Source organism: Agromyces binzhouensis (assembly GCF_004135055.1).
Lineage (GTDB): Bacteria > Actinomycetota > Actinomycetes > Actinomycetales > Microbacteriaceae > Agromyces > Agromyces binzhouensis.
The window spans coordinates 1-5257 of the sequence record NZ_SDPL01000216.1 but is presented as its reverse complement, the minus strand read 5'-3'; the positions used below and the strand labels follow the sequence as shown (position 1 = coordinate 5257).

Genomic DNA, 5257 nt, shown 5'->3' with positions numbered 1-5257 from the left:
GCCTCCGCCCGCGACGTGTTCGACCTCGCCGAGCGCGGCGACGCCAGGGCCGTCGCCGCCATCGACGAGGAGGCGAGGTGGGTCGCCCACGCGATCGCCGCCGTCGCGGCGGTCGTCGATCCCGGCCGGTTCGTCCTCGGTGGCGGGATCGGGTCCCGCCCGGAGCTCCTCGCTCCCGTCCGAACCTGGCTCGCCCGGCTCGGCCGCGGCGACCTCCCCATCACGATCAGCGAGCTGGGCGGCGAGGCGCCCGTGCTCGGAGCACTGCACCTCGCCAGAGCGGCCGCCGGCCGCACCCACGAAGGAGTCGCCGCATGACCATCGCCCCGACCAAGGCACCCGCCGAGAAGGGGGTGCAGCTCGTCGTCCGCTCCTGGCGCAACTACGTCGTGTACGTCGGATTCGTCGTGGTGTTCCTCTACTTCGCGGCCACGCAGGGCGCCAGCTTCCTGAACGGCACCACGCTCGTCAACATCGTCACCCAGGCGACCCCGATCACGATCATGGCCGTCGGCACGGTGTTCGTGCTCAGCCTCGGCGAGATCGACCTCTCGATCGGCTCGACCGTGGCGCTCGCCGCGCTCACCGCCGCGGTGGCCCTGCAGGCCACCGGGGCCTGGTGGGTCGCGGCGCTCGCCGGACTCGCCGTCGGTGCGGCCGTCGGCCTCGTGAACGGCCTCTTCGTGACCCTCGTCCGGCTGCCGTCGTTCCTCGTCACGCTCGCGACCATGGGGCTCATCGGCGGACTCGCCCAGCAGATCACCAACCTCCAGTCGGTCCCGGTGACGGATGCCGCCTTCGGCTGGCTCTTCGGCGGCGGCACGCTGCTCGGCATCCCCATTCTGATCTGGTGGTCCGCAGTGGCCGCGGCCATCGGATGGCACGTCCTCCGGCAACGCCGGTTCGGCGCGCACGTGCTCGCCGTCGGGAACAACGCCTCCGCAGCTCGCGTCTCGGGGATCAAGGTCACCCGCGTCCGCATCGCCGTGTTCATGCTGAGCGGCACGACCGCCGCGCTCGCCGGCCTGCTCTACGCCGGCCGCCTCGCCGGGGCGACCTACACGCTCGGCACGACCGACCTCATGAGCGTGCTCGCCGCGGTCATCGTCGGCGGCACCGCGCTCACCGGTGGCAAGGCGTCGATGATCGGCGCCGTGGTCGGCAGCCTGTTCATGAGCATGATCAACTACGGCCTGCTCCTGGCCGGCCTCACCGTCGCGCAGCAGGAGATCGTGCGCGGCATCATCATCCTGATCGCCGTCTCGTTGTCGCTCCGCGGCAAGAAGGGGAGCTGAGTCGTGTTCCTGTCCCTGCTGCGCCGCCGCAACCCGCGGCTCATCGACGCCGCCGTCGCCCTCCACCGCTCCGGCGAGCTGCCCCCGAACACCTACGTCATCGACCTCGACGCGGTCGAGCGCAACACCGCGGTCGTCGCGGCCGAGGCCTCGCGGCTCGGGCTCACGGCGTTCGCGATGACGAAGCAGATCGGCCGCAACCCCGACGCCTCGCGTGCCATCCGGGCCGGCGGCATCACCCACTCGGTGGGCGTGGATCTCGAGTGCGCGGTCGCGGCCGCCGCCGGCGGGCTCGCGTCCGGCCACCTCGGACACCTCGTCCAGATCCCGCGTCATCGAGCGCGGGACGCCGCCGCCCTCCGCCCGCGCTACTGGACCGTGTTCTCGGAGCAGAAGGCGCGCGAGGCGGGCGCCGCGGCATCCGCCGCCGGGTACGTGCAGGACGTGCTGCTCCGGATCATCGGCGACGGCGACCGGTTCTACGCCGGCCACGAGGGCGGGTTCGACGCCGCCGACGTGGTCGCGGCGGCCGGGCGCGTCGACGAGATCCCGGGCGTGCGGTTCGCGGGGGTCACGAGCTTCCCCGCCACGCTGTTCGACCGGGCGACGGGCGACGTCGCGTCGACCCCGAACCTCGCCACGCTGACCCGCGCGAAGCGCGACCTCGAGGCGGCCGGCTTCCGCGACGTCGAGGTGAACGCGCCCGGCACGACGTCGGCCTCGGCCCTCGAGCGGCTCGCGCAGGCGGGCGCCACCCAGGTCGAGCCGGGCCACGGCCTCACCGGGACGACGCCGTTGCACGCCGTGCGCGACCTCGAGGAGGAGCCGGCGATCGCGTACGTCTCCGAGGTGTCGCACCTCTGGAACGGGCGCGCCTACGTCTTCGGCGGCGGCCTCTACGTCGACCCGGTGCTCGGCGCGGCCGAGACCGACGCCCTCGTCGTCGGACCCGACGACGACGCGGCATCCGCCACCGCTCGGCGGGTCGAGATGCCGGCACCCGAGGCGATCGACTACTACGCGACCGCCCCGGTTCCCGAGGGCGGGGCGCGGCCGGGCGACACGGTCGTCTTCGGCTTCCGGCCGCAGGTGTTCGTCACGCGTGCGCTCACGGCCGGCATCCGCGGCCTCGACAGCGGCGAGCCGAGGCTCGAGGGACTGTGGTCGGCCGACGGATCGAGGCCGCTCGGCCTCGCCGACGTGAACGAGGGAATGGAGGCGGCACGATGAACCCGCTCAGCCTGTCGGGCATCAGCAAGCACTTCGGCGGCATCGTCGCGATCGAGCGCTTCGACCTCGAGGTCGAGGCGGGCGAGGTCGTGGCGCTCGTCGGCGACAACGGCGCGGGCAAGTCCACCCTCGTGAAGATCATCTCCGGCGTGCACCAGCCGACCGACGGCGAGATCCGGCTCGCGGGTGAGCGCGTGGCGTTCCGGGATGCCTCGGATGCCCGTGCGAACGGCGTCGAGGTGGTCTACCAGGACCTCGCCCTCGTCGACCTGCAGCCCGTCTACATGAACCTGTTCCTCGGCCGCGAGCTGCGGCGGAAGCCGTTCGGCCTGCTCGACCGCGCCGAGATGGCACGCCAGACCCAGCACCTCGTGGACGACCTCGACGTGCGCATCCCGACGGCGAAGGCGACGCTCAGCGACCTCTCCGGCGGCCAGCGGCAGGCGATCGCGATCGCACGCGCCACGCACTGGGCGAGTCGTCTCGTGCTGATGGACGAGCCGACCGCGGCCCTCGGCGTCGCCGAGACCGCGAAGGTGGAGGAGCTCATCCTGAAGCTCAAGGCACGCGGTGCCGCGGTGCTCGTCGTGAGCCACAACATGGAGCAGGTGTTCCGCATCGCGGACCGCGTGACCGTGCTCCGTCGCGGACGGCAGGTGGGCACGAAGCGCGTCGCCGAGACGAGCCACAACGAGCTCGTGTCGATGATCACCGGGTTGAGCTCGTGACGGGCACCGTCTCGGGGCCGGGCGCGCTCATGCGGGCCGAGATCGCGGAGCAGCCCGCACGGTGGCGGGACCTGATCCCGACGCAGCGCACGGCCTGGGAGGCGGCGATCGACGCGTTCCGCGCCGCAGCGCCCGAGCTCGTCGCGTTCGTCGCCCGCGGCTCGAGCGACCATGCGGCGATCTACGGGCAGTACCTCGTGCAGCGGGTGCTGGGGCTCCCCGCGCTCCTGACGACGCCGAGCCTGCACAGCGTGCTCGGCGTGACGCCCGCGTACCCCTCCGGCGTCCAGGTCGCGATCTCCCAGTCGGGACGGTCGCCCGACCTCGCCGCCACCGCGGTGGCGCTCCGCGCCGCGGGGCTCCCGCTCCTGTCGATCACGAACGATGCCGCGAGCGGCCTGGCCGGGCTCGCCGACGTGCACCTGGACCTCGCCGCCGGACCCGAGCTCTCGGTCGCCGCGACCAAGAGCTACACGGCCGAGCTGCTCGCGGTGCACACGCTCGCGCGGGGCGTGGCGGGAGAGGAGCTCTCACGGCTCGCGGACGAGATCGACGCGCTCGCGACCCGCGCGGAGGGGCTCCTCGACCGGCTGGAGGTCGAGGTCGGGCCGATCGCCTCGAAGCTCGCGGACGTCGAGCGCATGATGCTCGTGGGGCGCGCTTTCTCGATGGCCACGGCGAAGGAGGGCGCGCTCAAGCTGATGGAGACGTCCGGCATCGCGGCGTCGGGGTGGAGCGCAGCGGATGCCACGCACGGCCCCCTCGGCCAGGTCGACGAGCACACGCTCGTGATCGCGCTGACCGGGGCCTCCGCGGGGCGGGAGTCGGTGGTCGACTTCGCGGCGGCCGCGCGGGCCCGGGGTGCGCGGATCCTCGAGATCGGCCCCGCCGTCATCCCCGGGTCGACGTCGATCGACGCCGCAGCCGGAGTGCCTGACGAGCTCGTGCCCGTGCTCGAGATCCTCCCCCTCCAGGTGCTCGCCGCCGAGCTGGCGATCCGCCGCGGATCGGATCCCGACCGGCCGGAGGGCCTGCGGAAGGTGACGCTGACCCGCTGACGCGCCATCCGCGGCCGGTGCCCGGCACGCCGTCACGCCATCGTGTCGGCGTGCCGGTGCAGCACCTTCCACTCGCCGTGCTCGCGGCGGTAGACCTGCGTCGAGCGCACGGTGAAGGTGCTCGGAACCCCGTCCTTCATCGCGGAGATGCGCTCGTAGCCGACCGTGTACGCCATGTCGCCCGAGACGTCGAACGAGATGAGCTCGAACGCGTAGTCGGTGCAGGCGGCGAAGCTCGCGGCGACCCCGTCGAACGCGTCGAGCAGCTCCGAACGCCCGACCGCGTTGCGCCACGCGCCGAGCACGCTCACGTCGTCGGTGTCGGACCACGTCGACCGCCTCGGACCGGCGTCGCCGTTGAACAGGGCTCGCTCGGCCCGGACGAGCGAGTTGTTGATCCAGATCAGGAATTCCTCGCGGTCGTTCATGGGTTCAGGATCCTCCCGTGCGGCCGCGGGCACAATCGGCATCGCCGACCCGGGCACGGCGAGTGGGGTCACGGATGCCGCAGCGCGTCGTTCCTCGGGCGCGCCGCGAGTCGCTCGAGCACGCCGAGCGCCTCGGCCGCGCCGTCCTCGTCGGCCATCCGTGCGGCTGCGGCCTCCACCGCGGCCTGGAACACCGGTGCGTCGGCCAGCGCCTCGGCGAGGCGATCGGCCGTCAGCCTCCGTCGGGGGATCGGGGCGGGCGCGAGCCCGCGGCGGTGGAGCATCGCACCCCAGAACGGCTGGTCGGCGATGAACGGCACCACGATCGACACGGTGCCCGCCGCGGTCGCCGCCTGCACCGTGCCGATGCCGCCGTGGTGCACTGCCGCCACCGCGCGGGGGAGGATCGCCCCGTGATCGACCGAGCGCGTCACGAACACGTCGTCGCCGCGAGCGTCGTCGGGCACCGCGATGCCGCCGAGGCCGGTCGCCACGAGCAGGCGGATGCCGCGCGCCCG

The 5257-nt window shown here is 73.2% G+C and carries 7 protein-coding genes; 5 read left to right on the top strand and 2 right to left on the bottom strand.

Translation table 11 applies throughout. From position 1 onward, the window contains the following. The 5 genes from ESO86_RS11030 to ESO86_RS11010 all read left to right on the top strand — a co-directional run. The coding region (locus ESO86_RS11030) for an ROK family protein (RefSeq protein ID WP_129234983.1) at positions 1 to 318 on the top strand (318 nt) is incomplete at its 5' end. After that, complete coding sequence (locus ESO86_RS11025) at positions 315 to 1295, top strand: ABC transporter permease (RefSeq protein ID WP_129234982.1); 981 nt, start codon at positions 315 to 317, stop codon at positions 1293 to 1295. The genes ESO86_RS11030 and ESO86_RS11025, both read left to right, overlap by 4 nt. A gap of 3 nt (positions 1296 to 1298) precedes the next feature. After that, positions 1299 to 2525, top strand: a complete 1227-nt coding sequence (locus ESO86_RS11020) for an alanine racemase (RefSeq protein WP_129234981.1) — start codon at positions 1299 to 1301, stop codon at positions 2523 to 2525. Next, entirely contained in the window at positions 2522 to 3253 is a 732-nt protein-coding gene (locus tag ESO86_RS11015; protein WP_129234980.1) for an ATP-binding cassette domain-containing protein, read from the top strand. Before ESO86_RS11020 ends, ESO86_RS11015 begins: the two co-directional genes overlap by 4 nt. Further along, positions 3250 to 4311, top strand: coding sequence for an SIS domain-containing protein (locus ESO86_RS11010; RefSeq protein WP_129234978.1), 1062 nt, complete (start codon positions 3250 to 3252; stop codon positions 4309 to 4311). Before ESO86_RS11015 ends, ESO86_RS11010 begins: the two co-directional genes overlap by 4 nt. A 32-nt stretch (positions 4312 to 4343) precedes the next feature. On the opposite strand, the gene ESO86_RS11005 is transcribed toward ESO86_RS11010, so the two are convergent. Continuing rightward, positions 4344 to 4739, bottom strand: coding sequence for a YybH family protein (locus ESO86_RS11005; RefSeq protein WP_129234976.1), 396 nt, complete (start codon positions 4737 to 4739; stop codon positions 4344 to 4346). A gap of 68 nt (positions 4740 to 4807) precedes the next feature. Further along, a partial coding sequence (locus ESO86_RS18870) for a glycosyltransferase (RefSeq protein WP_340638847.1) occupies positions 4808 to 5257 on the bottom strand: 450 nt, incomplete at its 5' end.

Bases quoted from the DNA above. Each gene is read 5' to 3' on its own strand.
- ESO86_RS11015 (WP_129234980.1), top strand. From the start codon at position 2,522: ATGAACCCGCTCAGCCTGTCGGGCATCAGCAAGCACTTCGGCGGCATC.
- ESO86_RS11025 (WP_129234982.1), top strand. From the start codon at position 315: ATGACCATCGCCCCGACCAAGGCACCCGCCGAGAAGGGGGTGCAGCTC.
- ESO86_RS11005 (WP_129234976.1), bottom strand. From the start codon at position 4,739: ATGAACGACCGCGAGGAATTCCTGATCTGGATCAACAACTCGCTCGTC.